Annotated in this window: 28 protein-coding genes; 10 read left to right on the forward strand and 18 right to left on the reverse strand. The window is 64.1% G+C overall.

Features of this window, described 5'->3' with window-relative positions; all coding sequences use genetic code 11:
- Positions 1-8: 8 nt before the first annotated feature.
- The 3 genes from pheT to pheS form a co-directional block, all read right to left on the reverse strand.
- On the reverse strand, positions 9-2408 hold the full coding sequence (pheT, locus tag B9A11_RS09980) for a phenylalanine--tRNA ligase subunit beta (RefSeq protein WP_058247390.1): 2400 nt from the start codon (positions 2406-2408) through the stop codon (positions 9-11).
- 101 nt (positions 2409-2509) lie between these two features.
- Positions 2510-2791 (reverse strand): YrhK family protein, encoded by a 282-nt coding sequence (locus B9A11_RS09985; RefSeq protein ID WP_058247391.1) that lies wholly within the window; start codon positions 2789-2791, stop codon positions 2510-2512.
- A 328-nt stretch (positions 2792-3119) separates the two neighbouring features.
- Entirely contained in the window at positions 3120-4193 is a 1074-nt protein-coding gene (gene pheS / locus B9A11_RS09990) for a phenylalanine--tRNA ligase subunit alpha (RefSeq protein WP_058247392.1), read from the reverse strand.
- Between the two features lie 161 nt (positions 4194-4354).
- Here pheS and B9A11_RS09995 point away from each other — a divergent pair, with 161 nt between their 5' ends.
- Both B9A11_RS09995 and B9A11_RS22455 read left to right on the forward strand, forming a co-directional pair.
- Positions 4355-5932 carry an alpha/beta fold hydrolase gene (locus B9A11_RS09995; protein ID WP_058247393.1) on the forward strand — a complete coding sequence of 526 codons (1578 nt, stop codon included), beginning with the start codon at positions 4355-4357 and terminating at the stop codon, positions 5930-5932.
- A complete protein-coding gene (locus tag B9A11_RS22455) occupies positions 5929-6060 on the forward strand; it encodes a hypothetical protein (RefSeq protein WP_268811242.1) in 132 nt (43 codons plus the stop codon). Before B9A11_RS09995 ends, B9A11_RS22455 begins: the two co-directional genes overlap by 4 nt.
- Before the next feature lie 270 nt (positions 6061-6330).
- Here the strand turns inward: B9A11_RS22455 and B9A11_RS10000 are convergent, their stop codons facing one another.
- The 8 genes from B9A11_RS10000 to pyk form a co-directional block, all read right to left on the reverse strand.
- Positions 6331-7245, reverse strand: coding sequence for an OmpA family protein (locus tag B9A11_RS10000; RefSeq protein ID WP_058247394.1), 915 nt, complete (start codon positions 7243-7245; stop codon positions 6331-6333).
- Between the two features lie 228 nt (positions 7246-7473).
- Positions 7474-7839, reverse strand: coding sequence for a 50S ribosomal protein L20 (gene rplT / locus B9A11_RS10005; RefSeq protein ID WP_058247395.1), 366 nt, complete (start codon positions 7837-7839; stop codon positions 7474-7476).
- 14 nt (positions 7840-7853) lie between these two features.
- Positions 7854-8054 carry a 50S ribosomal protein L35 gene (rpmI, locus tag B9A11_RS10010; protein WP_058247396.1) on the reverse strand — a complete coding sequence of 67 codons (201 nt, stop codon included), beginning with the start codon at positions 8052-8054 and terminating at the stop codon, positions 7854-7856.
- A gap of 120 nt (positions 8055-8174) precedes the next feature.
- Positions 8175-8399: a hypothetical protein gene (locus B9A11_RS10015; protein WP_058247397.1), complete on the reverse strand. Its 225-nt coding sequence runs from the start codon at positions 8397-8399 to the stop codon at positions 8175-8177.
- A 55-nt stretch (positions 8400-8454) separates the two neighbouring features.
- On the reverse strand, positions 8455-8790 hold the full coding sequence (locus tag B9A11_RS10020) for a hypothetical protein (RefSeq protein WP_058247398.1): 336 nt from the start codon (positions 8788-8790) through the stop codon (positions 8455-8457).
- Positions 8791-8799: 9 nt separating this feature from the next.
- Positions 8800-8997: a methyl-accepting chemotaxis protein gene (locus B9A11_RS10025; RefSeq protein ID WP_280512710.1), complete on the reverse strand. Its 198-nt coding sequence runs from the start codon at positions 8995-8997 to the stop codon at positions 8800-8802.
- On the reverse strand, positions 8907-9746 hold the full coding sequence (locus B9A11_RS22565; protein ID WP_058247399.1) for a methyl-accepting chemotaxis protein: 840 nt from the start codon (positions 9744-9746) through the stop codon (positions 8907-8909). Before B9A11_RS22565 ends, B9A11_RS10025 begins: the two co-directional genes overlap by 91 nt.
- A 71-nt stretch (positions 9747-9817) precedes the next feature.
- A complete protein-coding gene (gene pyk / locus B9A11_RS10035; RefSeq protein ID WP_058247400.1) occupies positions 9818-11263 on the reverse strand; it encodes a pyruvate kinase in 1446 nt (481 codons plus the stop codon).
- A 218-nt stretch (positions 11264-11481) separates the two neighbouring features.
- Between pyk and B9A11_RS10040 the strand changes: the two genes are divergently transcribed.
- Both B9A11_RS10040 and B9A11_RS10045 read left to right on the forward strand, forming a co-directional pair.
- The gene (locus tag B9A11_RS10040; protein WP_058247401.1) at positions 11482-12219 is read left to right on the forward strand and encodes an N-formylglutamate amidohydrolase; all 738 of its coding nucleotides are present in this window, start codon (positions 11482-11484) and stop codon (positions 12217-12219) included.
- A 94-nt stretch (positions 12220-12313) separates the two neighbouring features.
- A complete protein-coding gene (locus B9A11_RS10045) occupies positions 12314-12628 on the forward strand; it encodes a DUF1244 domain-containing protein (protein ID WP_058247402.1) in 315 nt (104 codons plus the stop codon).
- Between the two features lie 15 nt (positions 12629-12643).
- On the opposite strand, the gene B9A11_RS10050 is transcribed toward B9A11_RS10045, so the two are convergent.
- The 6 genes from B9A11_RS10050 to B9A11_RS10075 form a co-directional block, all read right to left on the reverse strand.
- Positions 12644-13051 (reverse strand): hypothetical protein, encoded by a 408-nt coding sequence (locus B9A11_RS10050; protein ID WP_058247403.1) that lies wholly within the window; start codon positions 13049-13051, stop codon positions 12644-12646.
- A gap of 1 nt (position 13052) precedes the next feature.
- Positions 13053-14111 carry an extracellular catalytic domain type 2 short-chain-length polyhydroxyalkanoate depolymerase gene (locus B9A11_RS10055; RefSeq protein ID WP_058247404.1) on the reverse strand — a complete coding sequence of 353 codons (1059 nt, stop codon included), beginning with the start codon at positions 14109-14111 and terminating at the stop codon, positions 13053-13055.
- A 124-nt stretch (positions 14112-14235) separates the two neighbouring features.
- Positions 14236-15261: a DNA polymerase III subunit delta gene (gene holA, locus B9A11_RS10060; RefSeq protein WP_058247405.1), complete on the reverse strand. Its 1026-nt coding sequence runs from the start codon at positions 15259-15261 to the stop codon at positions 14236-14238.
- Positions 15258-15740 carry an LPS assembly lipoprotein LptE gene (lptE, locus tag B9A11_RS10065; protein WP_058247406.1) on the reverse strand — a complete coding sequence of 161 codons (483 nt, stop codon included), beginning with the start codon at positions 15738-15740 and terminating at the stop codon, positions 15258-15260. The genes holA and lptE overlap by 4 nt, the downstream gene beginning before the upstream one ends.
- The gene (leuS, locus tag B9A11_RS10070; protein ID WP_058247407.1) at positions 15727-18297 is read right to left on the reverse strand and encodes a leucine--tRNA ligase; all 2571 of its coding nucleotides are present in this window, start codon (positions 18295-18297) and stop codon (positions 15727-15729) included. The genes lptE and leuS overlap by 14 nt, the downstream gene beginning before the upstream one ends.
- 114 nt (positions 18298-18411) lie before the next feature.
- Positions 18412-19212 (reverse strand): hypothetical protein, encoded by an 801-nt coding sequence (locus B9A11_RS10075; protein ID WP_058247408.1) that lies wholly within the window; start codon positions 19210-19212, stop codon positions 18412-18414.
- 188 nt (positions 19213-19400) lie between these two features.
- Between B9A11_RS10075 and B9A11_RS10080 the strand changes: the two genes are divergently transcribed.
- Positions 19401-20660, forward strand: a complete 1260-nt coding sequence (locus B9A11_RS10080; RefSeq protein WP_058247409.1) for a glycosyltransferase — start codon at positions 19401-19403, stop codon at positions 20658-20660.
- Positions 20661-20730: 70 nt separating this feature from the next.
- On the opposite strand, the gene B9A11_RS10085 is transcribed toward B9A11_RS10080, so the two are convergent.
- Positions 20731-21231, reverse strand: a complete 501-nt coding sequence (locus B9A11_RS10085) for a DUF3576 domain-containing protein (protein ID WP_058247410.1) — start codon at positions 21229-21231, stop codon at positions 20731-20733.
- Between the two features lie 410 nt (positions 21232-21641).
- Here B9A11_RS10085 and B9A11_RS10090 point away from each other — a divergent pair, with 410 nt between their 5' ends.
- The 5 genes from B9A11_RS10090 (at position 21642) to B9A11_RS10110 (ending at position 26369) form a co-directional block, all read left to right on the forward strand.
- A complete protein-coding gene (locus B9A11_RS10090; protein WP_058247411.1) occupies positions 21642-22607 on the forward strand; it encodes a porin in 966 nt (321 codons plus the stop codon).
- A 110-nt stretch (positions 22608-22717) separates the two neighbouring features.
- Complete coding sequence (locus B9A11_RS10095; protein WP_058247412.1) at positions 22718-23380, forward strand: YggS family pyridoxal phosphate-dependent enzyme; 663 nt, start codon at positions 22718-22720, stop codon at positions 23378-23380.
- Positions 23381-23484: 104 nt separating this feature from the next.
- Entirely contained in the window at positions 23485-24960 is a 1476-nt protein-coding gene (gene pdxR / locus B9A11_RS10100) for a MocR-like pyridoxine biosynthesis transcription factor PdxR (RefSeq protein WP_058247413.1), read from the forward strand.
- Between the two features lie 9 nt (positions 24961-24969).
- Positions 24970-25905 carry a bifunctional riboflavin kinase/FAD synthetase gene (locus tag B9A11_RS10105; RefSeq protein WP_058247414.1) on the forward strand — a complete coding sequence of 312 codons (936 nt, stop codon included), beginning with the start codon at positions 24970-24972 and terminating at the stop codon, positions 25903-25905.
- Positions 25902-26369, forward strand: a complete 468-nt coding sequence (locus B9A11_RS10110) for a YcgN family cysteine cluster protein (protein ID WP_058247415.1) — start codon at positions 25902-25904, stop codon at positions 26367-26369. Before B9A11_RS10105 ends, B9A11_RS10110 begins: the two co-directional genes overlap by 4 nt.
- Positions 26370-26438: the final 69 nt, after the last annotated feature.

A 26438-nucleotide genomic window follows, 5' to 3' on the forward strand; every position in this document is an offset into this window, starting at 1 on the left:
ACGCGCCGTCAGCCGCGCAGGGTGCCGCCGGTGGCCTTGGTGACCTTTTCGACGATCTTGGCGGCGACCGCCTCGATGTCTTTTTCCTTCAGCGTCTTGTCGGTGGGTTGCAGGCGCACGGTGATCGCCAGCGATTTCTTGCCCTCCCCGAGGCTGCCGCCGATGAATTCGTCGAACACGCGCACATCGTCGATCAACGCCTTGTCCGCACCCGCCGCTGCATTGACCAGGGTCAGCGCCTCGACGCCCGCGTCCACCACAAAGGCAAAGTCCCGCTCGACCGCTTGCAGGTCATTCAGGCGCAGCGCCGCACGGGTAGAGCCGGATTTGCGCGGCAGCGGCACTTCGGCGGGGTACAGCGTAAACGCCACCGCCGGGCCTTTGACGCCCATCTCGTCAAGCACCTTGGGGTGCAGTTCGCCGAACACGCCCAGCACCTTTTTCGGGCCGAGGCAGATCTTGCCGTGGCGACCCGGGTGCCACCAGCCTTCGGCGCCGCGCAGGATTTGCACCTTGGCGGGCGCACCGATGGCGGCCAGCACCGCTTCGGCATCGGCCTTGGCGTCGAACACATCCACCGCGCGCGCGGCACCGTGCACATCCTTGGGCCCAGTGCGGCCCACCAGCAAGCCAGAGACCTGCACGTGCTGCTCCCCCGGCTCGCCGCCGTTAAAGGCGTGGCCCAGTTCGAACAACGCAAGGTCCATGTAGCCGCGCGCCTGGTTGCGGGCCGCCGCTTGCAGCAGGCCGGGCAGCAGCGCCGGGCGCATGTGGCTCATCTCGGAGGAGATCGGGTTGGCCAGCATCGTCGCATCGTCCCCGCCGCCGAACAGGCTGGCGGATTTGCGGTCGATAAAGCTGTAGGTCACGCATTCGTTGTAGCCCAGCGCCGCCGCCGTCCGGCGCGCCTGTTGCTCACGCTTTTGCTGCGGCGACAGGATCGCCTTGGGCACGCCCGGTTGCAGGCGCGGCAGCGGCTTGCCTTGCAACTTGGTCAGCGAGGCGATGCGCGCGACCTCTTCGACCAGATCGGCCTCGCCCAGCACGTCGGGCCGCCAGGACGGCACATGCGCGAGGTTCCCTTCCATGCGGAAGCCAAGCCGGGTCAGGGTCTGGCGCTGCTCGGCCTCGGGGATCTCCATCCCCACTAGGCTGATGACCCGCGCCGGGTTCAGCTTGTAAGCGCGCGAGGTGTCGGGCACCTGTCCTGCCACCACCACGTCGGAGGCCTCACCGCCGCAGAGGTCAAGGATCATTTGCGTTGCATCCTCAAGGCCTTGCATATTGTAGGCCGGGTCGATGCCGCGTTCGTTGCGATAACGCGCGTCCGAGTTGATTTTCAGTGCGCGGCCCGTGTGGGCGATCTGCACGCGGTCCCAGACGGCGGCCTCGAGGAAGACGTTCACGGTCTCATCGGTGCAGCCCGTGGCCAGACCGCCCATGATGCCGCCAACGCTTTCAACGCCGTTGTCGTCGGAAATCACCACCTGACCAGCGGAGAAAGTATAGGTCTTTTCGTCCAGACCCACCATTTCTTCGCCGCCCTTGGCACGGTGCACCCGCAACGCACCCGAGACCTTGTCGGCGTCGAAGACGTGCAGCGGGCGGTTGCGGTCAAAGGTGAAAAAGTTCGTCACGTCCACCAGCTTCGAAATCGGACGCAGGCCAATGGCGCGCAGGCGGTCCTGAAGCCACGCCGGCGACGGGCCGTTCTTGACGCCGCGAATGAGGCGACCGGCAAAGACTTCGCAGCCGTCCGTGGCCGCATCCTCGTCGATGGAAACCTTCACCGGGCAGCTGAACGCGCCGTCCACGTGGTTTTCCTTCAAAGGTTTCAGCGTGCCCAAGCCGCGCGCCGCGAGATCACGGGCGATGCCGTGCACGCCCAGCGCGTCCTGACGGTTGGGGGTGATGGCGATCTCGATCACCGGGTCAACCTTGGCCGGGTCGTTCTGCGCCAGCCAGTCGGTGAACTTTTGGCCGACCTCGCCCGAGGGCAGCTCGATGATGCCGTTATGCTCGTCCGACAGCTCCAGCTCGCGTTCAGAGGCCATCATGCCGTGCGATTCCACCCCGCGGATGTTACCCACAGACAGGGTCACGTCGATGCCCGGCACGTAGTCGCCCGGCTTGGCCAGCACCACGGTGATGCCCTCGCGCGCGTTGGGCGCGCCGCAGACGATCTGCTTTTCGCCCTCGTCGGTCATCACCTTGCAGACGCGCAGGCGGTCGGCGTCGGGGTGCTGCTCGGCGTGGGTCACCTTGGCCAGCGTAAACGTCGCCAGCTTGGCCGCCGGGTTTTCGACGCCCTCGACCTCCAGGCCAAGGTCGGTCAGCGTCTCTGCGATCTCGTCCACGGAGGCGGTGGTGTCGAGATGCTCTTTGAGCCAGGAGAGGGTGAATTTCATCGGAATGGCCCCGGATAAGATTGCGCGTTGACCGCGTCCTTACCGGATGCGCGCTTGGGTGAAAAGGGGCAGAGCCATCGCTGGGCTTGGCAGAGCGCTTTTCAGTCGCGGAAACGCTCGGCCAGATCCTCGGCGTCGCCCATGGCGGCCAGTTTGAGCTCGCGGATCAGGCGCAGGGTGGGCTTGAGCGCAAAGAAGGCCGAGCCGATGACGAACAGCCAGATCGCCGGGGTCTCATACGCTTTCCAGAAGAACAGGATGGAGCCGATTAGAAAGCAGATCGCCGCGAGGAAGTCGACGATGGTGTGGGCGATTTCAAAGGCAGCGTACAGGCGGCGGCTGCGGTCAGTCTTTTGGCGGTTCTCGTGGGTGAAAAGGGTCATGTCGGCTCCTGTCTTGGGGGTGACCTAGCCGATTTTCAGCCTTGAGCAAGCGCAGACGGGCCGCGCCCTCCCTGGTGGGCGCTTGGGTCCGCATGTGAGGTTCGCATCTTCGCAAAACACGCAGACGTTGCGTGTCAGGTGAGCTTGCAAAAGCGCCCTCCGGGGGGAGGGTTCGCCCCGGTCCGCCAATGGCGGTGAGCCGCCCAGTGGGCGGATCAAGGGGAGAACGAGCGGAGCCCCGGGCAGGCGCTGCCCGGCTGAGCCGGGCGGGACACATCAAGTGGTCCCTGCTAACAAAAAAGCCCCGGAACCAGTCCGGGGCCTTGTCTTACTTACTCAAACCGCCATGCAGCGTCGGCACGTCCAGCGACGCAAAACCGTAATGGCGCAGCCAGCGCAGGTCGCTGTCAAAGAAGGCGCGCAAATCCGGGATGCCGTATTTCAGCATCGAAATCCGGTCGATCCCCATGCCAAAGGCAAAGCCCTGCCATTCCTCGGGGTCGACGCCCGCCGCTTGCAGCACCTTGGGGTGCACCATGCCCGAGCCAAGCACTTCGAGCCAGCCGTCGCCCTCGCCGATCTTGAGCTGACCGTCCACCCACGAACACTGGATATCGACCTCGGCCGACGGCTCGGTGAAGGGGAAGTGCGAGGCGCGGAAGCGGGTCTTGATCCCGTCGATCTCGAAGAAGGCGGAAAAGAACTCTTCCAGCACCCACTTGAGGTTCGCCATCGAGATGTCCTTGTCGATCGCCAGACCTTCGACCTGGTGGAACATCGGGGTGTGCGTCTGGTCGTAGTCGGCGCGGTACACCCGGCCCGGCGCGATCACCCGGCAGGGCGCGCCGAACTTTTCCATATGGCGAATCTGCACCGGAGAGGTGTGGGTGCGCAGCACGTGCGGCGGGCGGTCATCCCCCTCGGCGCGGTGCATGTAGAAGGTGTCCATCTCGGCCCGCGCAGGGTGATGCGAGGGGATGTTCAGCGCGTCGAAGTTGTACCAGTCAGTGTCAATCTGCGGCCCTTCCGCCACCGAGAACCCCATGTCGGCAAAGATCGCGCTGACCTCTTCGGTCACCTGGCTGATCGGGTGGATGGTGCCCCGACGCTGGGTGCGCACGGGCAAGGTGACGTCCAGCCACTCGGCCTTGAGACGCTCATCCAGCGCGGCGTCGGCCAAGGCTGCCTTTTTCGCCGCCAGCGCGGTGTTGATTTCGTCCTTGAGGGCGTTCAGCGCAGGCCCGGCAACCTGGCGCTCTTCGGGGGTCATCTTGCCCAGCTCGCGCATTTGCAGGCTGATCTCGCCCTTCTTGCCGACGGCCTTGACGCGCAGGTCCTCCAGCGTGGCTTCGTCGCCAGCCTTGGCAATCAGTTCGATGTACTTGGCGCGCAGATCGTCCATCACGGGGCCTCCTGAAAAAGTCGCCCTCTGCTAGCACATTTCGGCCCGTGTGCAAGCTGTTCCCCGCCAATGCAAAGACGTGCCTGAAATTTTACTTTAGGATCAACAGAGGCGGGCGTAGGGTCAAACGAACTGCAACACTTCGCTTTATCAGGCATTTCATGACCAAACGCACCGAATTCCGGGTCCATTGGCCGGACATCGCCCCCCAAATCCAAGCGCTCAGCACCGATGCGCAGCTGCCCCAGGCGATCGCCCTGCTGCAAGAGACGCTGGAACTGGATGCTGCGGACCTTAGGCGCACCGATGTGTCGCATGTGCCGGACGCGCGGCTGGTCCGCCACGTCAAGGAAACAGAGCGGCTGGCGCGGCTGCACCTGCGGCTCAAGGAGATGCCCGCAGCGCATCAGACCATCCGCGCGGCGCTGGCCTTTGCGGCCCAGACCGGTCAGACCGTCAGCCCGTGGATCATGCTGGCGGGCCTGATGCTGGAGCGTAAGGACACCGAGGCCAGTGCGATCCTGCGCGACGCGCCAGAGCTGTCCCCGATAGAGCTGCGCCACCTGACGCAAATCGCGGTGGACGCAGGCGCGGGCGCGGCGGGCGAGATTCTCGCGCATCGGGTGCTGACGACCCAAGGCCCGACGCAGACCTTCTACGCCTTGCTGCTAGAGGCGCGCGCCATCCACGACCCGGACACCCTGCTGAGCAAGATCGCGCAGGACATCGCGGACGGGCTGATCACGCGCGAACTGGCCCCCGTGGTGCGCACCGCGGCGCGCCAAGGCGCAATCACCCGCGCGCAACACGCCGAGGCCACCGCCCTGCTGGCGCAAAAATGGCCCGAGGACGCGGCCCTTGCCCGCCGAGCCAAGGCGCTGTCCGCCCCCGGCTTGGAGTTGCGGGACGACATTGCGCCGCAAGAGCAGGTTCAGCAGATGCTGGACAATGCCCGCCGTATGAACCCGGATGACGCCAAGTTCGAAACCCGCACCCGGATGCTGGAGCGGCTGGCCGCGTCGAACATGTACCGGCGGGTGATCTCGGACCCTGGCAGCGCCGAGGTGGCCTTTTCGCCCAAGGTCGAGGGCGGCGATGTCCTGCTGCGCTTTGCCGGTCTCGCCGAGCCGGGCAAGCTGCATTACCTTGACGCCATGGCCGCCGCTGCCGGGCTGAATGCCATCTACCTCAAGGATCCGAACCGGCTGTTTTTCTGTAACGGCCTGCCCAGCATGGGCGGCACGCTGGACAGCACCATCGAGGGGCTGCGCGCCAAAATCGCCGAGTACGGCGAGGGCCGCAAAGTCACCGTTCTAGGTAGTTCGGCGGGCGGCTATGCGGCGCTGCTGTATGGCGTGTTGCTGGGCGCGGACCGGGTGATCTCGCTGTCCGGACCGAGCACCGCGCTGCGAGAAGTCGGAGACACGATCAAGGACCGCCGCGTGCGCGCCATCCTGCACCGTTTGGAACAACACACCACTCCCGAAAGCCGCGACATCCGTCTGCAAATCGAGCGCGCCGGGTATTGTCCGCAGCTTGATCTTGTCTATGGCGAGAATAACCGGCTTGACCGCGCCCATGCCGAGCTGCTGGCGGACCTGCCGCAGGCGACCCTGCACCCAATCAAGGGCTTTGATGGCCATAACACCATCGCCTACCTGACCGACAACGGCCTGCTGCTGGATGTGCTGCGCGGCGACATGAGCGGGATCAACAGCGTTGCCGCCGCGAGGACATGAACGCTCCGCTCCATGCCCCTGCCCGGCTTGATGCCGCCCGTCTGCGCGAAATGCGCCGCAAGATCGGCCCGATGCGCGCCAGCACCTACGACATCTCGGCGGTCTGCAACCTGACCTTCGAGGGATGAGTGCTCTTTGCCAAGGGCGGCGCGCGGCGGCTGACCTATCGCTTTTTCTCGCCCACTCTGGCCTATCAGCCGCGCACCCCCGGCGACGCGCGGGGCGATTACATGCGGCTGGATTGCGGCAACCGCCTGAGCGACTTGCACCGGCATTATGAGAGTGACGGCAGTGCCAGCGCGGGCAAATGCCGTTCGCCGAACGTCGATTGCCGGGACTGCCGCGCCTACGAGCAACGAACCTGTGGTACGAGCTGTTTATGCCCTTGGACTCGTGGCTTAGTGCGCGGCGGCGTGCTCTGCCGTGCGGTCGGTCACCACGAACTCGACCCGGCGGTCGATCACGTCGTAGTGCTGGCAAAAGTCCGGGTGATCCTCGGTCAGGTGGCTGACGGTGTTGAAGGTTTCGGTCTCAAACCCCGCCGCCTTGATCACCGCGACCACGGCCTGCGCCCGGCGCAGACTGACAAGGCGGTTCGATTCGGTGCTGCCCAGCGGGTCGGCAAAGCCCATCAGCGTGATCTTGGCCTCGGGGCAGGATTGCACCGCCGCCGCCATTTGCAAGGCTACGCTGGTGGCCAAGGGGGTCAGCTCGGTCGAGTTGGGGCCGAAATAGATGCGCGAGCGGTCGGCGATGGTCTGAAGCTCGGCCACGCAGGGCGTCAGGGTCGGATCGGGCATCGGCATGTCCATATGCGCGTGGTCGTCATGCTCGGGCTCGGCGATGGGCTGGGCGACAGGCGCTGGTGTCGGCTCTGCTGCGGCAGCGATAAGCGGCTCGGCAACAGGATCAGCCGTGGCCACGACGATGGGTTCGGGCAGGTCCAGCGCCTCATTCAACGGCAGGTCGGATTTGAGCGCCGCGAGGATGTCTTGCGCACTGACGGCCGGCTCTTCAAAGGTCTCCGGGGCGGCGGCGGGCAGAGGATCGGGCAGCGGGACGGCGGTCGGCATCGGCGTCATCGCCGGCGCGATCACGGGGATGTCGGGCTGCGCCGCAGGTTCGGGTGGCAGCGCCGGGGCAAAGGTGGTGAAATCGTTGCGGGCCACCTCTTCGCTTGGTTCTGGCAGCCCCTGCTGGTTCAGCATATTGAGCAACAGCATCACCAAGTACAGCTGCGTGGCCAGAAATCCGCCCGCCAGCACCCAGCCCAGCGTCTTGAGATGAAACCGATTTGCCGCCGTCTTTTGCATCGCGCCACTCCTATTAATCGTACAGAAAACACCTAGATACAGGGGCGGAGTTTTGCGCCTGTACCGAATATGCCAAGCGTACCACGATATTGTAGGTTGTAAAAGCGTGCGACCTTCGCCTGCGGCACTTTCTTGGGGATAACTCCCCCTGCCCTGTCCAGAGGCGCAAAAGCAAAAAGGCCCGAGGTGTCCCCCGGGCCTTTTCGTAATCTCAAGCTCCGCTTGGCCTTAGGCTGCCAGCGCGCCTTTTGCCTGATCGACGATCGCAGCAAAGGCTTCGGGCTCGTGCACGGCCAGATCTGCCAGAACCTTGCGGTCCACTTCGATGCCGGCCAAGTTCAGGCCGTTGATGAACTTGGAGTAGGTCAGTGCTTCGTCATGCGCGCGCACAGCGGCGTTGATGCGCTGGATCCACAGAGCGCGGAAGTTGCGCTTGCGGTTATGACGGTCGCGGGTTGCGTACTGGTTGGCCTTATCAACGGCCTGTGCTGCAACCTTGAAGGTGTTCTTGCGACGGCCGTAGTAACCTTTGGCTGCCTTGATGACCTTCTTGTGACGTGCGTGCGTAACGGTTCCGCCTTTGACTCGGGACATAGCTGTATCTCCTCTTAGCGGTCGTAGGGCATGTAGCTCTTGACGATCTTGGCGTCAGGAGCGGACAGCGTGGTGGTGCCGCGAGCATCGCGGATGAATTTCTTGTGGCGCTTGATCATGCCGTGGCGCTTGCCCGCCTGGCCTGCCATCACCTTGCCGGTCGCGGTGACCTTAAAGCGCTTTTTGGCGCTCGATTTTGTCTTCATCTTGGGCATTTCGGTCTCCTTCTACGTCGCGCGACTCGGCATGCCTCTGGTGGCCGGACGCACGGTGGAAGGCGCCGTATAGGGGGGATGGGCGATTTTGGCAATAGGCTTGGCGGGGTTTTCTGCGCGCTAGAACACCACCTGCCCAATGACCGTATAAACCGCGTCGGGGATGTCGGACCAGCGATAACCGCCCTCTTTGATGCGCATCGCATACAGGATCATGCCCGCGCCCCAGACCAAGACGATGGCGGCCCCGCGCGGCGCCCGCCCATCGGTCCAGGCCGAGACAATGGCAGGGATGGAGAGGACCAGAAACAACAGCCCCACCACCAATAACGTATCTGGCTGCATCGCGCCCCCTTTGATCCCAAAGGCAGGCTAGACCGGAACAGGGGCCAAGGCAACGTTACGCGCTGGCGCGCTGCTCGGTCGCCGCGCCTGCGGATTCGGTGCGGAACTCGGCGATGCGCTGGTTGATCTGCGCCACCGTGCCTTCGAACGCGCGGACCTGGTTGCTGGCCTGCCCCACCGCCGCCGCGTTGGCCTGGTTCGACTGATCCAACTGGCGCTGGTTCGCGGCCACCTGCCGGATGCTGTCGTTTTGCTCCTGCGTTGCGGCGTCGATGCGGGCAAAGCTTGCGGCCACATTGGCGATTTCCGAAACCAGTTCGGCCAAGCGGGCCTCCATGTGCTCGGACCGGTCGTTGATGCCGTTCACCCGATCGAGGATGTCCTTGACCACGGCGGCGATTTAGGCGGCGGACTTGGCGCTTTGATCCGCCAGCGAGCGGACCTCGGTCGCCACCACCGAAAAGCCGCGGCCATGTTCGCCCGCGCGGGCCGCCTCGACCGAGGCGTTCAGCGCCAGCAGCTTGGTTTGCAGGGCGATCTGGTCGTCCATGTCCACAAAGCGGCGGATCTCCTCGGTGCTGGTGACCACCTCGCTGATCGAGCGCCGGGTCTGCACCACCTCGTCCTGCGCGGCGCGCGCCCGCAAACGGCAGTCTGCGCCTGTTCGGCAGCGCCACGCGCGTCGGTGGCGGTGGCCTTCACGCGCTCTTCGAGCTCGGTCAGGGCGGCGCTGTTTTCCTCGAGCGAAGCAGCCTGCGACTCGGCTGCAAGGGCGAGGGAATCAAACGTGCCGCTCAGCTCGGTCGAGGAAAAGCTCAGCGCCTGCGTGTCTTCGCCGATGTGGGCAAACAGCCGATCCAGCAACGCCTTGCGGTCGGCGGTGGCCTTGGCCTCCATCTGGTCGAAGTAGTACTGCATGGCGAGGACCGAGTCGCCCGTGGTGCCCAGCTGGATAGCCTTGGTCGCCAGGGTCAGATCATAGGGCGGCGGGCGCAGGCGGCCCTTGGCGTCAGGCTTGTGGCGCATGGCCAGCGCGGTGATCCCGGCCTGATAGTTGGCGTAGCCGGACATATAGGCCTGCCATTCGATACCGGTGGCGGCGATGCCCTGAATCAGCTCGGCCTCAAGCTCGGCGTAGCCGGTGTCGAAGTCGCCGGACAGGATATACTTGCCCTTTTGACGCTCTCCCTCGACCACTTCGGCAGGAAGATCGGCAGGGTCCATCCCGATGGCATCGCCGTAAACGCTGCGCAACATCGGCTCAAAGCCGTCATTGACCCATTCAAAGACCTCGGCCCCGACAGCCTGAAGTTCCGGTATCCAGCATCTCCGAAACGACTCGTGCATCGCAGTCCTCCTAGCAATCGCCAAGACGCTAGGAGAAATCCGCAAACATCATCTTACAATGACGTCTAAAATCACTCGGGGTCGGTCGAGTAAATCAGCCGCTCGTCGCAGGGCGCCACGCGCAGAATGTTGGTGGTGCCCGGCTGGTTGAACGGCACACCGGCGGTCACGACGATCTGGTCGTTTTCATCGGCATAGCCGTTGGCACGGGCGGCGCGGGCGGCGTTCACAACCGCTTGTTTGAACCGTTCCAACTCGCCGGTCATGACGCTTTGGGTGCCCCAGGTCAGGGCATGACGGCGCGCGGTCCCCCGGCAGGACGTCATGGCGATGATCGGCACACGCGGGCGTTCGCGCGCGACCAAAGCCGCCGTGGTGCCCGAAGAGGTAAAGCAGCAGATCGACTTGATGTTGGTCGTCTCGGCGATCTCGCGCGCGGCGGCGACGATGCCATCGGCGACAGAGTTGCGCTGCGCGGTGCGGGACGCCTCGATGATCTCGACGTAGGTGCTGTCGGATTCGACCTCGATGGCGACGTTGTTCATGGTGGTGACCGCCTCGATCGGATAGTCGCCTGCCGCCGACTCCGCAGACAGCATGACCGCGTCGGTGCCCTCGTAGATGGCGGTGGCCACGTCCGAGACTTCGGCGCGGGTGGGCATGGGCGATTCGATCATCGATTCCAGCATCTGGGTCGCCACGATCACCGGCTTGGCCGCCGCGCGGCACTTGCGTACGAGGCGTTTCTGGATCGGCGGGACGTTCTGCACGGGCAGTTCGACGCCCAGATCGCCACGCGCCACCATGATGCCGTCGGACACCGCGAGGATGTCGTCAAAGCTTTTGACCGCAGCGGGCTTTTCGATCTTGGAGAGGATCGAGGCGCGGCCCCCAGCCAGTTCGCGCGCCTCCATCACGTCCTCGGGACGCTGGACAAAGGACAGCGCCAGCCAGTCGACGCCCAGCGCGCAGACAAATTCCAGATCCTTGCGGTCCTTTTCCGACAAAGCGGCCAGTGGCAGCACCACGTCGGGGACGTTCACACCCTTGCGGTTGGAAATGGTGCCGCCGGTCTCGACGATGCAGTTGGCGAAATCCTCGCCGCATTCCTCGACCCGCAGGGAGATCTTGCCGTCGTTCACCAAGAGGTGCGAGCCGACTTCCAAAGCGGCGAAAATCTCGGGGTGGGGCAGGTTCACACGCTTGTGGGTGCCGGGGGTCTCGTCCAGATCAAGACGGAAGGTTTCGCCCCACTCCAGCTCTTCGCTGTCGTTGGCAAAGACGCCGACGCGCAGTTTCGGCCCCTGAAGGTCGGCCAGAATGGCGATCGGGCTGTCGAGGTCCTTTTCCACCTGGCGGATCATCTTGTGCCGCTCGGCGATTTCCGGGTGCGAGCCGTGGGACATGTTCAGGCGGAACACGTCGGCGCCGGCCTCATGCAGCTTGCGGATCATCTCGTAGGTGTTCGAGGCCGGGCCCAGCGTGGCCACGATTTTTGTCTTACGGTCGCGTTTCATAAAGTCTCTCCTGCCTCGTCTGGCTGGCCAGTTCCTGGCCGGGTCGTTGGCCCGATTTACGGCCATCCGGATGGGCGGTTCCCGATCCGGCAAATCTGATGCGGTGCGGCACACACGTCAAAAGCCGCATATGTTACCGCTAACGTCATGGGCGTTATGGCGCATTTGCCGCCGCCGCGCAACTTGCTTATGTGTAGAGCAGCACGGATGACGGGACCATGACATACACTCCTTACCAAATCGAAGGCGAAAGCCGCAAAAGCCGCTTTTTGATCACCTGCGATCACGCTGCCAACACTGTGCCCCCGGATTTGGGCGGAACGCTAGGGCTGCCGGATGCGGATATGGCGCGGCATATTGCCTATGACGTGGGCGCGGCGGGGGTGTCGCTCGCGCTTGGCGAAGCGCTGGATGCGCCGGTGATCCTGTCGAACTTTTCGCGGCTGGTGATCGACCCGAACCGCGGCGAAGACGACCCGACGCTGCTGATGAAACTTTATGATGGCTCGGTCATTCCCGGAAACCGACACGCCGACGCGGCAGAACGCGAGCGCAGGCTGACCGCCTACCACCGCCCCTACCATGCGGCGCTGGAACGGCTGGCGACGCGGCGGGACGATACGGTGATCGTGTCCATGCACTCGTTCACGCGGCAGCTGCGCGGACGGCCTTCGCGGCCCTGGCACGTTGGGATTTTGCACGCCTATGACGCGCGCCTGTCCGATCCGCTGATCGCCTTGCTCGAAGCGGAACCGGACCTGACCGTGGGTCGGAATGAACCCTACCCCGGCCACCTGCCCGGCGACGCGGTGGACCGTCACGCGCTGCGCCATGGCAGACTGAACACGCTGATCGAATTGCGCAACGACCTGATCGAAACGGAAGCCGCCCAAGCGCATTGGGGCGCACGGCTGGCCCCCCTGCTGATCAAGGCACTGCAACAGGTGCCGGATTAAGACCCCCTGCCCGGCACGCCCGGGCAAAAGTTTTGGAAAACTTTTGCAAATTCCTTACTCAAGGAATTTGCACCGCGACCATAGGAGACACCACATGGACGACCAGACCCGAATCGAAATCGAGGCCGCCGCCTTTCGCCGCCTGCGCCAGCATCTGATGGAGGACCGCAAGGACGTGCAGAACATCGACCTGATGAACCTCGCCGGGTTCTGCCGCAACTGCCTGAGCCGCTGGTACCAAGAGGCCGCCGCCGAGCGCGGCATTGAACTGTCCAAGGACGAAGCCCGCGAGACCTACTACGGGATGCCCTACGACGACTGGAAAACCCAGAACCAGACCGAGGCAGACGCCACCAAACAGGCCGCCTTTGAAAAGGCGTTCAAGGAAAACGTCACCGACAAAGCCTGACACCGGCGGGGCGGCTCAGCTTGGGCCGCCCTCGCGCGCCTCTTCGACCTGTTGGTGCAGCCAAAACGCATAACTGACGATCACGTTCTCGGTCAGCTCGCTCAGCTGGTTGGCTTGGCTCACCATTTGCGTTTGCGCCTGCAAGTACATGTTGTTGGTGCGTTCTGCGACCTTGGGGATCGTGTCCGCCCCCACCACCGTCCAGCAATAGTGCCCCCAGGCGCCCCAGTCGCGCGCCCAACTCTGCTGTAGCTGCGCCACCCGCTTCACCGTGGCTGTCGCCAGGTCCAGCCCTTCGACATAGGCGCTGGGTTTTGGGGGTGCTGCGGCCAGGATCGCCGTGTCCTGCGCCACCTGCGCCAATCGCGTTGCCTGATTGGTCTGAAGGCTCAGCGCCTTTTCCACGGGCCGTGTGATCGACATGTTATCCTCCGGTCAGGCGCGTCAGCATCGCGTAGAGCGCCTGTATCTGCACCGCGCTGCGGCTGTAGTAATCAGGGTTGTTGGGATCGTCCGAGCAATAGCCCCACCAGTCCCAGCAGCCTTCGGGATTTTGCACCGCGTTGTCGTCGCCGCCATCCACCTGCGGGAACAGCACGATCAGGTCGTTCGCCTCGGCGATCTCCAGATACCCGGTCGAGGTCACGTAGCGCGTGCCATAGGGCGGCTGGTTACGAATGTCGGCGCGACCATTGATGAAATCCACGTAGGCGTAGCCCTGCTTGCAGCCGTGCAGCGCGATATGCACCCCCAGCGCCTGCGCCTCGCCCGAGGCCACGCGCGAGGGGATGTAGGCATAGCCAAACTCCGCCATGCTCGCCTCGCGCAGGGATTTTGGTACGAAATCCTTTTGCTCAAAGCGGATCAGATCGCCCTTGCGCGCATCCGCAGGCGCGGCGAGCGGGCCGTAGATATGACGCAACAGCTCGTGCGACTGGATGAATTCGCCCTTGTTGATGTAGGGCGGGCGGTTCGCGTCCAAGGGGTTATCCTCGGGGTTCATGGTGATGATCGAATGGCCCGCCTCGATGTCATCCACAAACATCATGGCGTCCCCCCGCACCCCCAGCGCCTCGTAGAACGCATGGGTCGAACGCACGGCAAACTGGTTCACCACCGTGTCACGCGTGCCGGTAAAGATGTACATCCGCTGGCCTGCCACATGTGCCAGATCGTCGATGTCCTCGGTCTCTTGCGCCATCCCCAGCAGCTTTTCGGTATCCGGCGCGGTGGCCGGGGTCAGCGGCGTCATGGCGATATAGAGCGAATTCAGAATACACGAGGTCGGCACCGTCATCGCCGCCCCGCGAAAGGTCTCGGCGGCGCGGTACGGCCCGCCCGCGATCACCCCCGCCCCGACAAAGCTGGACGAATGCGCGATATGCAGTTGCACCGTCATGAACGCGCCAGAGGACAGGCCAGAGATCGAGTGCTTGCCTTGGGTCTGATAAGAGCCGAGATCGGACACCGTGCTGTCGAGCATGTCGAACCCCTAAAGGTTGTTTCACACCCAGCTTTTCGCGCGAATGACGCTAGGGCAAGCGTGCAATGCTGCACTGCGGCATAATTGCCAGCCACCCGCGCACAAGCGCCCAAAAATCAGTCGTTCAGCGGCGCGCCATGTAGGCCAAGCGCACAAACGCGCGTTCAACCAAGGCCAGCGCAGGCGCCTTTTGCCCTGCCGAGCGCAGCGTCAGGTCGGTTTCCATCAGCAGCGACAGCGCGTCTTCGAGCCGCGAGACGGTCCACGACTGCGCCTGCCGCAGCATCCGGTCGCGGCGCGGGCCAAAGATCGGCGGGCGCAGACGCTGGATGCCCTGCGCGGGGCCGCCGTGCGCCGAAGCGATGGCGAACAAGGTGCGAAAGTGCCGCGCGCCCATGATCAGCAGGGTCACGGGGGCGACGCCCTGCGCCTCGAGCCGGGCCATGACGGGGGCGATGTCTGCGGTGCGCCCCTCGGCCAGGACGTGGAAAATCTCGTCCATTTCCGCTTCGATCGAGGCGGGCGCGTTGATCTCGACCTCTTCGGGCGACAGCGGTTCGGGGTCGTCCAGTTTATACAGCGCGACCTTTTCCAAGGTCTGGCGGAAATCGCCGGGGGTCAGGCCGCGCGCCAGCGCCTCTAGCGCGCCCATGGCGTCGCGGCTGACGTCAGCGATCCCGGCGCGTTTGAGTTCCGATTCGATCTCGGAGCGCCCCATGGGGTCGTTGAACAGCGCCGCCGCCCCGGCGTTGGGGGCCGCTTCGAACAGCTTGCGCAGGGAGGATGTCTTTTTCAATGACCCCGCCGTCGCCACCACCTGTGCATCGCCGGGCCGCCAGTCTTTGAGCACTTCGCCAAAGGCCTTGGTCAGCCCGACCGTCGCCTCTTCGACCAGCACGGCGCGCGGGCCGGGGAAAAAGCCCACCGACTTGACCGCGTCGAACAAAGCCGCCGGGTCGCCGCGCAGATCGCCTCCGGGAATGCGGGTCAGGCGCATCTCTGCCTCGCCCTCGGGGCCGACGATATTGGCGATCAGTTCCTGCCGCTTGAGGGCCACGCGCATGGTGTCCTCGCCATAGATCAGCACGCCAGCGACATTGGCATCGGGGCGCGCGAAAAAGGCGTTGGCGTCGCGCGGGCTGAACTTCATAGCGTCGACGCGCGCAAGAACAGACGGTCGATGACCTGATCGGCCAGCATGACCATCAGGCGTTCCTGCGCGTCCCGCTCGGCCGCCAGCGTCGCCACGGTCGAACCGGTGGTGGAATAGCCGGTAAAGGCGGTGGTGGTGCCTTTGATGGCGCTTTGCCCGGTGGCGAGGTCGACCAGATCAAACGCCGCCGTGCCGTCGATCCGGTAGCGCGTGGTGCTGCCGGTCGAGGTGGATCCCTGCCCGACCTGCGCGGTCGTCAGCGTCACGTTCAGGCGATAGGCCGGGGACACGCCCCGCCCCATGCGGTCCTCGAACCGGCGGTTGAACAGGTAGGCGTCGGGCGTCGCGGCATCGCTCAGGGCAATGCTGCCCTGCAACGCCCGCCCGCCGCCGTTCGGCCCGTAGACCGGGGTAAAGCCGCAGCCCCCAAGGGCCACGGCACCCAGCAGAAACGCTCTTCGGTCAGACAACCACATTGACGATACGCCCCGGCACCACGATCAGCTTTTTCGGCTGGCCGCCGTCCAAAGCCTTGACCACAGCTTCGTGCGCCAGAACCAGTTTTTCAACCTCGTACTTGGGCAGATCCTTGGGCACGGTCAGCTCGCCGCGGCGCTTGCCGTTGACCTGGATCGGCAGGGTGACGCTGTCTTCGACCAGCATCGCCTCGTCGGCCACGGGCCAGGGCGCGTTGGCGATCAGACCTTCGCCGCCGAGCAGCTGCCAGAGTTCCTCGGACAGGTGCGGGGTCATGGGCGACATGAGCTGCGCCAAGGTCTTGGCCGCAAAGGTTTTTGCCTCGGTCCCGGCGCGCGATTTGTGCAGCGCGTTGGTAAAGGCATAGAGCTTGGCAATCGAGGCGTTAAAGCCAAAGGATTCGACACCCATGGTGACGTCGTGGATCGCCTTGTGCGTCTCGCGCAGCAGGGCGTCGTCCTCTTTGGTGGGGGCCACGTCGCTGGCGGCAATCTCGGACGCGATACGGAACACGCGCGCCAGATGCTTGGAGGCCGCTTCGGCGCCCGAGGCGGTCCATTCCACGTCCCGCTCGGGGGGCGAGTCGCTGAGGACAAACCAACGCGCGGTATCCGCGCCATAGGTGGCGATGATGTGCATCGGATCCACGACGTTGTTTTTGGACTTGGACATCTTGGCCGAGGGCACGATGGTGACCTCTGTGCCGTCCTTCAAAAAGCCCTTGCCGTCGCGCAGTTCGACCTCTTCGGGGTAGTGATAGACCGGGCGGCCATCGGCGCCGGTGGTCTTGTAGATCGCGTGGGTCACCATGCCTTGGGTGAAGAGCGCGTTGAACGGCTCGGCGCATTTCTGCGGCAGGTGGCCGGTCTCGATCATGCCACGCGCGAAAAAGCGCGAGTAGAGCAGGTGCAAGATCGCGTGCTCAATCCCGCCGATGTACTGGTCGACGTTCATCCAGTAGTCGGCGTCGGCCATATCGGTCGGCGTGCCGGCGCGCGGCGCGGTGAAGCGGGCGAAATACCACGACGAATCGACAAAGGTGTCCATCGTGTCGGTCTCGCGCTGAGCGGGCTTGCCACAGGACGGGCAGGCGCAATCGCGCCACGTCGGGTGACGGTCCAGCGGGTTGCCGGGGATGCTAAAGTCGATCGGCTTGCCCGCCTCATCGTAGGGCAGCTGGATCGGCAGGTTTTCCTTTTTCTCAGGCACCACGCCGCAGGTGTCGCAGTGCACCACCGGGATCGGGCAACCCCAGTAGCGCTGGCGGGACAGACCCCAGTCGCGCAGGCGGAACTTGGTCACGCCTTGGCCCACGCCGTTGGCTTCGCAGAAGTCGATGGTGGCGTCGATGGCCTCTTCGCCGGTCTGGATTTCCGCGCCCGCGACCAGACGGGTAAAGCGGACCTTCTCGGTTTTCGCAGGCACAAAGGGCTCGGCCTGAATGTCGTGCTCGCCCTCCACCGGCATAAAGGTGTCGACAATCGGCAGGCCGTATTTGGTGGCAAAGTCGTGGTCGCGTTGGTCGTGGCCGGGGCAGCCAAAGATCGCGCCCGTGCCGTAATCCATCAAGATGAAGTTCGCCACGTAGACCGGCAATTCCCAAGCGGTGTCAAAGGGATGACGGACGCGCAAGCCGGTGTCAAAGCCCTTCTTCTCGGCCTTTTCCATCTCTTCTTCGGTGGTGCCCATCTTGCGGCATTCGGCGGCAAAGGCGGCCAGCTCGGCGTTGTCCTTTTCCAGCTGTTTGGCCAGCGGATGGTCCGGCGAGATGCCGACAAAGCTTGCGCCCATCAGCGTGTCGGGACGGGTGGTGTAGACCTCGATCCGGTCAAAGCCATCAGGGGCGTCGATGGTGCTGAAGGCAAACTGCAACCCGCGCGAGCGGCCGATCCAGTTGGCCTGCATCGTCTTGACCTTGGCGGGCCAGTTTTCCAGCGTGTCGAGCGCGTCCAGCAGCTCGCCCGACATGTCGGAGATCTTGAAGAACCACTGCGTGAGTTCCTTGCGCTCGACCGGCGCGCCAGAGCGCCAGCCGCAGCCGTCGATCACCTGCTCGTTCGCCAGCACGGTCATGTCGACCGGGTCCCAGTTGACCATGGCGTTCTTGCGGTAGACCAAGCCCTTTTCGAGGAAGTCGAGGAACAGCGCCTGCTGCTGGCCGTAGTATTCCACGTCGCAGGTGGCGAACATGCGGCTCCAGTCGAGGCCAAAGCCCAGCGGCTTCATCTGGCCGACCATGGTGTCGATGTTGTTGTAGGTCCAGTCCTTGGGATGACCGCCCGACGCCATGGCGGCGTTTTCCGCAGGCATCCCAAAGGCGTCAAAGCCCATGGGGTGCAGCACGTTATGGCCGGTCGCCAGCTTGTAGCGCGCGATCACGTCGCCCATGGTGTAGTTGCGCACGTGGCCAATGTGGATGCGGCCCGACGGATAGGGGAACATTTCCAAGACGTAATACTTGGGCTTGTCGCCCTCACGCGAGGCTTTGAAGGTCTGGGCGTCTTCCCAGGCGGCTTGCCATTTCGGCTCGATCGAAGCGGGGTCGTAGCGGGACATCCGAGTGGTTCCTTTGACAAAGGCGGGGGGCCGCGCGGGCGCGGGCCTGCATGTTTGGCAAGCGTGATAGGGCTTGGCGCGGCAATCGTCCAGCCTGATGGCTGGCCTCTTGATCTATTCCGGGGGCGTTTGTGCGGCGCGGCGGGCGATGCGCAGCAGCTTTTGCTTGGTCTGGTGGACAACGTCATCGGGCAGGCCCGAACGGTTGAGTGCCAGAAAGACCGGCTCCAGCCCCAGATCGACGCGGGCATTTTCGGGTTTATGCGTTGCGCGCAGCCCGTCAGGCAGGTTCAGCAGCTCGTAAATCGGGGTCAGCGGCCCTTGGGGGGCGGTTTTGAGCGCCTCTAGGGGTTGGCTTTCGACGGGCGCCTGCGTTTCGGCGCGGATCTGCGCAACGATGGCGTCCAGATCGGCACCCAAGGCGGCGTCGGCGCGGTAGTCGGGATAGTCCGCCTCGATCCGGGTGCTGCGCAGGTGCTGCCACCACAGGCTGGCCATCCACGGCTCGGGGGCGCGGGTGGACAGGTAAAACACCACCTCGGCCCCGGGCAAAACGGCGCGCGCTGCCCTTGCCATCTGCCCCATCAGGATCGGTGTCGCGCTATAGCTGGTCACGCCTGCGCGCCCCGGCATGACGCCCGCGAGGTCTTCGGCAGAGATGACAACCGGCTGGGGGATGCCGTCGAACAGGGCGAAAAGCTCGGTCGCGCGGTCATAAAAGCGGGTCAGCGAGTCGTCCGTGCGCCGCCGCGAAAAGCTTTGCGCCGCGTGGGTCAGATAGGGGATGTCATCGCGCAGGATCACATGGGCGTGGCCGTCCAGCGCTGTGCGCCCTGCCTCCAGCCCCTTTTGCACCGTGCTGGTGCCGGTCTTGTGAAACCCCGGATGGATGATGATCCGCGACGGATACGTCATGTGCGCCCCCTGCCCTTGCGCGTTAACCTCACCCGGCGGCTCGGCAACCGCAAGAGGACGCGCTGCACCTTTGGTGCAAGATGACATTTCCGCAACCGCCCCGCCGCAAATCCGCGCCAAGCCTTGGAGCCCCCGCCCGCCCGTGCCATGTATGACCTCAAAGCATTTGACCCCAAGGCGTACGCGTTATGAAAATCCTGTTGATCCACCAGAACTTTCCCGGCCAGTACAAGCACCTTGCGCCCGCTTTGGTGGAACAGGGGCATCAGGTCGTTGCCCTGACCTGCAAGGTCAAAGAGCCGCAAAAGTGGAAGGGCGTGCACATCCTCCCCTACGAGATCAAGGGATCGAGCACCCCGAACATTCACCCTTGGCTGGCGGATTTCGAGACCAAGATCCTGCGCGCCACGTCCTGCTATCGCGGGGCCAAGGCCTTGCGTGACAAGGGGTTCATCCCGGACGTGATCTGCGCGCACCACGGCTGGGGCGAGTCGATGTTCCTCAAGGACATCTGGCCCGAGGCGCGGTTGGGTCTGTATTGCGAGCTGTATCACCTGACCACGCCGACGTTCCTGAATTTCGACCCCGAGTTCCCCTCGCAGAGCGTCGAGGCCGACCGCCTGCGCATCCGCATGAAGAACCTCAACAACCGCCTGCACGAAGAGGTGATGGATGCGGGCATCTCGCCGACGAAATTCCAGGCCTCGACCTTCCCGGACAAATGGCAGGACCGCATCACCGTCGCCCATGACGGCATCGACACCGATCTGGTCTGCCCGAACCCGGACGCGCAGCTGGTCATCGACGAGACCCTGACCCTCACGCGCAAAGATGAGGTCATCACCTTTATCAACCGCAACCTCGAACCCTACCGCGGCTACCATATCTTTATGCGCGCCCTGCCCGAGATCCTCAAAAAGCGACCCAACGCACATGTGGTGCTGCTGGGCGGCGACGAGGTGTCCTATGGGGCCAAGCCGCCCAAGGGCCAGACGTGGAAGCAGATCTTCATCGACGAAGTGCGCGGCCGCATCCCGACGCCGCACTGGAACCGGGTGCATTTCCTTGGGCGCGTGCCCTATGATCGGTTCCTTTCGATGATGCAGGTCAGCACCGCGCATGTGTATCTGACCTATCCGTTCGTGCTGTCATGGTCTTTGCTGGAGGCGATGAGCGCCGGCTGCGCCATCCTCGCCAGCGGCACCGAACCCGTGCGCGAAGTCATGACCGAGGGCGAAAACGGCTGGATGGTCGACTTCTTTGACAAGGACGCGCTGGTCGAACGGCTGGACGCCCTGCTGGACGATGCCGAGGCACGGACACGCATGGGCCAGACCGCCCGCGCCTATGTTCAGGAAAACTATGACCTGCAAAAAGTCTGCCTGCCGCAGCATATCGACTGGGTCAATCGCCTCGCGCAGCTCGAGCCGCGCCCGGTGCAGGATTGATCCGCACAGAGCACAATAAAAAAGCCGGACGCACTGTCCGGCTTTTAGCTCTTCTCAAAGGCCCCAAAGCTCAGAGCCTGCTGTCCTGCCCGCGCAGCTGACGGGCGCGCGTCAGGATCGCATCTTCGACCGCGCGAACCGTTTCGGCAGACGCCGGGCCCGACCGCGTCATCAACGCCACGTTCAGCGACCGCGCATCCAAGGCCGGGTCGGTCACGTAGATCGTCGCGCGATAGGCACGGCCCCCACCCGGAGGCGTGCCATAGCCGGTGGTGATCACGCCGGTGAACGGGTCCACCGACTGCACCGGCAAAAAGTTCAACGTCTCGAGCGCTGCGTTCCAGATGTACTTGTTGACCGCGCCAACCTGCCCCGCATCGCCGCGCTTGCGGAACAGATCCCAGATGGTGCTCGTGGGCTTTACCCGATCGCGATAGATGATGTCGTCTGCGATTTCACTGGCGGGGGGCGTTTCGACCGCCTGACCGCGTCCTCCGAACGCACTACAGCCCGACTGGACAACCAGAGCGGCCATAAGGCCCGCGCCCAGAAGGATTTGCGACTTACGCATGACGACTTCTCCCCACCAAGGATCCTTTTGCATTGCATACAAGTCAGGTGGCGGGGCGGCAAGTCGTCAATGAATCGGCGCGATTCCAAAGACAGCCCAACAGCGCCCAATCTAAGGAATCGGGCGCGCGCGCGTAGGAGGCGGCTTTTTCGCCCCAATCCGCACCCTGCGATTTTCGCGCGCGGACAAGCCGACCCCCCGGATTTCCCCTGTGAATCGGCAGGTTTCCGCACATTTTGCCCTGAAACGCCGGGGCGGGACCACAGCTTGTGGCAATATCGCATCACTGATCTGCTTGTTGCGCACGGGCGTTTCAGGCGGGTTGCAAACGCAGCCCCCGAGGGCGCATAGAAAGCTCATCAAAGTCGGACAGCCGGCTTGGTAGTGCCTTTGAACACATGAGGGAAACAATGAAAAAGATTCTGTTTGCAAGCACCGCTCTGGTTGCTTTCGCGGGCGCAGCTTCCGCAGAAGTCGCTCTGTCCGGCGTCGCTGAACTCGGCGTTATCGGCAGCGACGCATACGCTGGTACCGAATTCCACACCGACATCGACGTCACCTTCACCATGACCGGTGAAGCAGACAACGGCCTGACCTTCGGCGCATCCATCGACCTGGACGAGTCGGACGAAGATGACGCAGAAGCGGCAATCGTTCCTCCGGGCACCGCACCGCGCGGTTCCAACGCATTCGCAGAACGCACTCAGGGCGGCGAGTCGATCTTCGTTGCTTACGGCGCAATGCGTCTGGACATGGGCGACGTTGACGGCGCGTACGACGCAGCTCTGACCGAAGCCATCATCGGCGGTTCCATCACCGACGATCTGGAGCACGCAGGCTACAACGGCAACGCTGGCCTTGACGGCACCTACGGCGGTCAGATCGCAACCTTCTCCTACGCGGCGTCCGGCTTCACCGGTTACGTGTCGGCAGAAATCGACGATCAGGCAGCTGGCACCGCTCAGCGCGACGCAGTCTGGGGTGTTGGTGTTAAGTACTCCACCGCAATCTCCTCCGCGACCGTTGGCTTTGGCCTCGGCTACCAGTCCGCTGGTTCCGTGGAGATCATGGGTGTGTCCGCAGACATCAAAATGGACAACGGCATCCAGGCAATCCTGAACTACTCCGACACCGATGGCATGGCAGCTGACTACAAGCACATGGGCATCGCTCTGGGTTACACCATGAACGCTCTGACCGTTGGCGTGAACTACGGCAAGTACGACTTCGACGCCGGCACCGAGAACACCGGTTACGGCTTGGCCGTGAACTACGACCTCGGCGGTGGCCTGGTTGCTCAGGCTGGCTACGGCAAGTCCGACCGCGCAGGCGTGGAAGCCGACCAGTGGTCGCTGGGTCTGGCAATGTCCTTCTAAGGACACCAGCCTTACGGCATAAGAGAGAGCGGGCCTTGCGCCCGCTCTTTTCTTTTTGGGGCCATGGCGTTACTCCGGCCCTCGCGGAAACGTAAAACAGGAGCATCGCCATGGGACTCAGTGATATTCAGGCTCGTGTGGCCAAAGCCTGCACCAAAGCCGGGCGCGATGTGGCGGACGTACAGCTGATCGCCGTGTCCAAGGTGCAACCGATCGAACGCGTGGAACATGTGCTGGACGAAGGGCACCGCCTGTTCGGCGAAAACCGCGTCCAAGAGGCCGCGGGCAAGTGGCCCGCCCTGATGGAGCGCTATAGCGGCGTCGATGTCCACCTGATCGGCCCGCTGCAATCGAACAAAGCCCGCCAAGCGATGGAGCTGTTCTCGGCCATCCATTCGCTCGACCGCCCCAAGCTGGCGCAGACGCTGGCCCGCCTTGCCCAAGAGCTGGGCCACTGCCCCGATCTGTTCATCCAGGTGAACACCGGCGAAGAAGAGCAAAAAGCCGGGGTGCGCCCCGCCGAGGCTGACGCGTTCATCACGGAATGCAAAGGGCTGGATCTGCCGATCAAGGGTCTGATGTGCATCCCCCCCGCCGAGGAAACCCCGTCGCTGCACTTTGCCCTGCTGCGAAAGATCGCCGAGCGCAATGGCCTGAGCGGCCTGTCCATGGGGATGAGCGGCGATTTTGAACAGGCGATTGCGCTGGGGGCGACCCATATCCGCGTCGGTTCGGCCATTTTCGGCGCGCGCGTTCCGCCCCACGCGGGCTAAATCTTTTCCTTAAAAGATTTGCAAATTCCTTATGCAAGGAATTTGCCCGCCCCCCCTGTCAGGTCCAGATTGCACCCATCATAAGGCCAGTTTACCAAGGTCTTATGGTCATACCTGTCGAAACCTTCGTTCTGCCCACCGCCGCCCAAGGCACGCTTCAGGCGCGCATCCAGCAGATGGTGGCCGAGGGCATCCTCTCGGGCCGCTTCCGGCGCGGGGAAAAGCTGCCCTCGTCCCGCCGCCTCGCCGCCCATCTGGGTGTCAGCCGCATCACTGTGACGCTCGCCTATACCGAGCTTCTCGCGAATGACTACCTCACCTCGCGCGGGCGTTCCGGCTATTTCGTGTCGGACAACGCCCCAGAGCCGCCGGACTTTGGCCCCCTCGCCCCGCGCCGGGACAAGGTCGACTGGTCCAGCGCGCTGGCCCAACGCTACACCACGCAGACGCGCCTTGGTCAGGGCAAGCCAGCCGACTGGGCCAGCTACCGCTATCCCTTCATCTACGGCCAGGCAGATGCCACCCTGTTCGACCACGCCAACTGGCGGCTTTGCGCGACCAAGGCCTTGGGCATCAAGGACTTTACCACCCTCACGCAGGATCAATACGACGCCGACGACGCCGAGCTGGTCACCTTTATCGCCCGCCACACCCTGCCCCGGCGCGGCATCATGGCCCGGCCCGAAGAGATCCTCATCACCCTTGGCGCCCAGAACGCCCTGTGGCTGGCCACCCAACTGCTGGCGACCCAGCGCCCCACCGCCATCGAAAACCCCTGCTATCCGGCCCTGCGTGCCCTGCTGCACCAAGCGGACGCGCATATCACCCCGGTGGATGTGGACGAACACGGCTTGCCGCCCGGTGCCATCCCGGACGGCACCTCCGTCATCTTTACCACCCCCAGCCACCAGTGCCCCACCTCGGCCACCCTGCCGCGCGCGCGGCGTCATGACTTGCTGACCCGCGCCGCCGAGCTGGGCGCGGTCATCGTCGAGGATGACTACGAGTTCGAGATGTCCTTTCTTGGGCCGCCCTCCCCCGCGCTCAAGAGCCTCGATGAGGACGGGCGCGTGGTCTACGTCGGCAGCTTTTCCAAGTCGCTCTTTCCGGGGCTGCGGCTGGGCTATCTCGTGGGCTCTGCCGAGTTCATCGCCGAGGCCCGTGCCCTGCGCGCCTCTGTCCTGCGCCACCCGCCGGGGCACATCCAACGCACCGCCGCCTATTTCCTGTCGCTGGGCCACTACGACGCACTGGTCCGCCGGATTGGCCGCGCGCTGGGGCAGCGCCGCCGCGTAATGGAACACGCCATCGCCCAACATGGGCTTGAAATCGCGGGCAAAGGCGCGCATGGCGGCTCTTCTTTCTGGATGCAGGCGCCGACCGGCACCGACACCGCCGCCCTTGCCGAAACCCTGCGCGCAAAAAGCGTTCTCATCGAACCAGGCGCTGCCTTTTTCGCGGGCAACGCGCCGCCAACCAATTACTATCGCCTCGCCTATAGCTCGATTCCCGCCGAGCGGATCGAAGAGGGCGTCGCGCAGATTGCAGCAGCGCTTGCACCCGCTACAAACCAAGGCTAATCCCCCCTCATGCGCATCGTCAGAGACTATCAGTTCACCCGACCCGAAGACCGTGGCGCCAGCGCCGCGATTGGCAATTTCGACGGCGTCCACCTGGGCCACCAGGCGGTGATCGACCTCGCACGGCAGGCCGCCCCCGGTGCGCCCTTGGGCGTCATGACGTTTGAGCCGCACCCGCGCGAATATTTCGCCCCGGACGCCCCCGCCTTTCGCCTGATGAGCGCCGAAGCCCGCGCCGCGCGGCTGGAAAAGCTGGGCGTCGAGCGGCTGTATCAACTGAATTTCAATACCTCTCTGGCCAATCTGACCCCGCGCGAATTTGCGCAAAAGGTCATTGTTGACGGGCTGGGCCTTGTGCATGTGGTGGTTGGCGCCGACTTTTGCTTTGGTAAAGGGCGCGCGGGCACGGTCGAGGATCTCAAAGCATTCGGCGCGGAAATGGGCTTTGGCGTGACCGTGGCTGACCTGCTGGAAACCGGCGGTATTCAGGTGTCGTCCACCGCAATCCGCGAGGCGCTCGCCGATGGTCGCCCCGATGATGCCGCCGCCCAGCTGGGCCACTGGCACCGCATCGAAGGCGAAGTGATCGGCGGCGAACAGCGCGGGCGCGAGCTGGGCTATCCCACCGCGAACATGTCCATCGACGGGCTGCACCCGCCGAAATTCGGCGTCTATGCCGTTTATGTCGACGTGCGCGATGGGCCGCACAAGGGCCACTATACCGGCGCGGCCAGCGTCGGCGTGCGTCCCATGTTCAACGGCCAGATCCCCAACATCGAAACGTTCCTCTTTGACTTCACCGGCGATCTGTACGGCGCGACGCTGTCGGTCGCCCTGGTCGAATACCTGCGCCCCGAGCTGAAGTTCGATTCGCTCGATGCGCTGATCGAACAGATGGCCGCCGACTGCGACCGCGCCCGCCAAATCCTGGCGGACAAGGCATGAGCGAGATCGACCGCAAGGGGCTGTCCCCTCGGTTCTGGGAACACAAGCCTTTGAAATCCATGACGCAACCCGAATGGGAAGCGCTGTGTGACGGCTGCGGCAAGTGCTGCCTGAACAAGCTGGAGGACGAGGAAACCGGCGAAGTTGCCCTGACCCGCGTGGCCTGCCGCCTGCTCGACGACGCGACGTGCCTGTGCGCGCAATACCCGATCCGCCACCAGTTCGTGCCGGAATGTATCGTGCTGAAACCGTCGAACATCGAAAGCAACCTGTACTGGATGCCGGAAACCTGCGCCTACAAGCTGCTGTGGAACGGCGAGCCTTTGTTCGACTGGCACCCGTTGATTTCCGGCACGCCGGAAAGCGTCCACGCCGCCGGCGTTTCCATGCGCGGGCTGACGATCCCTGAGTTCGAAGTGGGCGAAGACGACTGGGAAGAGCACATCATCGCCGAGCCTACCTAAGACCCGGCCTTGAAAGGCCGGTTTTGCGCCCCTGCCCCCTTGGCCTTGGGCGCGATCCACGTCACCTTG

The organism is Tropicibacter naphthalenivorans (genome assembly GCF_900176475.1).
Taxonomy (GTDB): domain Bacteria; phylum Pseudomonadota; class Alphaproteobacteria; order Rhodobacterales; family Rhodobacteraceae; genus Tropicibacter; species Tropicibacter naphthalenivorans.

What these genes read in the sequence shown, in the direction of transcription:
- pyk (WP_058247400.1), bottom strand. Translation starts at nt 11,263, where the DNA reads ATGAAACGCGACCGTAAGACAAAAATCGTGGCCACGCTGGGCCCGGCC.
- rpmI (WP_058247396.1), bottom strand. Translation starts at nt 8,054, where the DNA reads ATGCCCAAGATGAAGACAAAATCGAGCGCCAAAAAGCGCTTTAAGGTC.
- B9A11_RS10050 (WP_058247403.1), bottom strand. Translation starts at nt 13,051, where the DNA reads ATGTCGATCACACGGCCCGTGGAAAAGGCGCTGAGCCTTCAGACCAAT.
- leuS (WP_058247407.1), bottom strand. Translation starts at nt 18,297, where the DNA reads ATGTCCCGCTACGACCCCGCTTCGATCGAGCCGAAATGGCAAGCCGCC.
- B9A11_RS10085 (WP_058247410.1), bottom strand. Translation starts at nt 21,231, where the DNA reads ATGCGTAAGTCGCAAATCCTTCTGGGCGCGGGCCTTATGGCCGCTCTG.
- B9A11_RS10055 (WP_058247404.1), bottom strand. Translation starts at nt 14,111, where the DNA reads ATGCTCGACAGCACGGTGTCCGATCTCGGCTCTTATCAGACCCAAGGC.
- B9A11_RS10040 (WP_058247401.1), top strand. Translation starts at nt 11,482, where the DNA reads ATGACATACACTCCTTACCAAATCGAAGGCGAAAGCCGCAAAAGCCGC.
- B9A11_RS10015 (WP_058247397.1), bottom strand. Translation starts at nt 8,399, where the DNA reads ATGCAGCCAGATACGTTATTGGTGGTGGGGCTGTTGTTTCTGGTCCTC.
- B9A11_RS10110 (WP_058247415.1), top strand. Translation starts at nt 25,902, where the DNA reads ATGAGCGAGATCGACCGCAAGGGGCTGTCCCCTCGGTTCTGGGAACAC.
- B9A11_RS10080 (WP_058247409.1), top strand. Translation starts at nt 19,401, where the DNA reads ATGAAAATCCTGTTGATCCACCAGAACTTTCCCGGCCAGTACAAGCAC.
- pdxR (WP_058247413.1), top strand. Translation starts at nt 23,485, where the DNA reads ATGGTCATACCTGTCGAAACCTTCGTTCTGCCCACCGCCGCCCAAGGC.
- B9A11_RS09985 (WP_058247391.1), bottom strand. Translation starts at nt 2,791, where the DNA reads ATGACCCTTTTCACCCACGAGAACCGCCAAAAGACTGACCGCAGCCGC.
- B9A11_RS22565 (WP_058247399.1), bottom strand. Translation starts at nt 9,746, where the DNA reads ATGCACGAGTCGTTTCGGAGATGCTGGATACCGGAACTTCAGGCTGTC.
- B9A11_RS10090 (WP_058247411.1), top strand. Translation starts at nt 21,642, where the DNA reads ATGAAAAAGATTCTGTTTGCAAGCACCGCTCTGGTTGCTTTCGCGGGC.
- B9A11_RS10075 (WP_058247408.1), bottom strand. Translation starts at nt 19,212, where the DNA reads ATGACGTATCCGTCGCGGATCATCATCCATCCGGGGTTTCACAAGACC.
- B9A11_RS10105 (WP_058247414.1), top strand. Translation starts at nt 24,970, where the DNA reads ATGCGCATCGTCAGAGACTATCAGTTCACCCGACCCGAAGACCGTGGC.
- B9A11_RS22455 (WP_268811242.1), top strand. Translation starts at nt 5,929, where the DNA reads ATGAACGCTCCGCTCCATGCCCCTGCCCGGCTTGATGCCGCCCGTCTG.
- B9A11_RS10000 (WP_058247394.1), bottom strand. Translation starts at nt 7,245, where the DNA reads ATGCAAAAGACGGCGGCAAATCGGTTTCATCTCAAGACGCTGGGCTGG.
- lptE (WP_058247406.1), bottom strand. Translation starts at nt 15,740, where the DNA reads ATGTGGTTGTCTGACCGAAGAGCGTTTCTGCTGGGTGCCGTGGCCCTT.
- B9A11_RS10095 (WP_058247412.1), top strand. Translation starts at nt 22,718, where the DNA reads ATGGGACTCAGTGATATTCAGGCTCGTGTGGCCAAAGCCTGCACCAAA.
- holA (WP_058247405.1), bottom strand. Translation starts at nt 15,261, where the DNA reads ATGAAGTTCAGCCCGCGCGACGCCAACGCCTTTTTCGCGCGCCCCGAT.
- B9A11_RS09995 (WP_058247393.1), top strand. Translation starts at nt 4,355, where the DNA reads ATGACCAAACGCACCGAATTCCGGGTCCATTGGCCGGACATCGCCCCC.
- pheS (WP_058247392.1), bottom strand. Translation starts at nt 4,193, where the DNA reads ATGGACGATCTGCGCGCCAAGTACATCGAACTGATTGCCAAGGCTGGC.
- pheT (WP_058247390.1), bottom strand. Translation starts at nt 2,408, where the DNA reads ATGAAATTCACCCTCTCCTGGCTCAAAGAGCATCTCGACACCACCGCC.
- rplT (WP_058247395.1), bottom strand. Translation starts at nt 7,839, where the DNA reads ATGTCCCGAGTCAAAGGCGGAACCGTTACGCACGCACGTCACAAGAAG.
- B9A11_RS10045 (WP_058247402.1), top strand. Translation starts at nt 12,314, where the DNA reads ATGGACGACCAGACCCGAATCGAAATCGAGGCCGCCGCCTTTCGCCGC.